A 330-nucleotide genomic window follows, 5' to 3' on the forward strand; every position below is an offset into this window, starting at 1 on the left:
GGCAACGCCTCCACCACCACCACCGCCGACGGCACCATGTAATCGGGCAACACCTCCCCCGCGAACCGCCGCAACCGCCCCACATCCAACCCACCCGACAAAACCAACCCATCTGCGGGAATCGGCGCACCGGACACATCCGAGAGGACGAGCGCATCCGACACATCCGCCGCCGCTCCGCCCGGAGCCGGGCCGCCGACCGACGCCGCCGCCCCCGTGACCGCGTCCGTCGCGGCCTCCACCACGTACGCCACCAGCCGCCGATCCCCCGGCCGGTCCTCCCGCACCACCACCGCCACATCCGCCACCAGCGGATGCGCCGCCAACACC

The 330-nt window shown here is 73.0% G+C and carries 1 pseudogene; it reads right to left on the minus strand.

The window, feature by feature from the left end:
• Positions 1 to 330: pseudogene (locus IG98_RS46365) on the minus strand (hypothetical protein); the annotation flags it as partial.

The sequence above is a fragment of the Streptosporangium amethystogenes genome (assembly GCF_000721075.1).
Lineage (GTDB): Bacteria > Actinomycetota > Actinomycetes > Streptosporangiales > Streptosporangiaceae > Streptosporangium > Streptosporangium amethystogenes.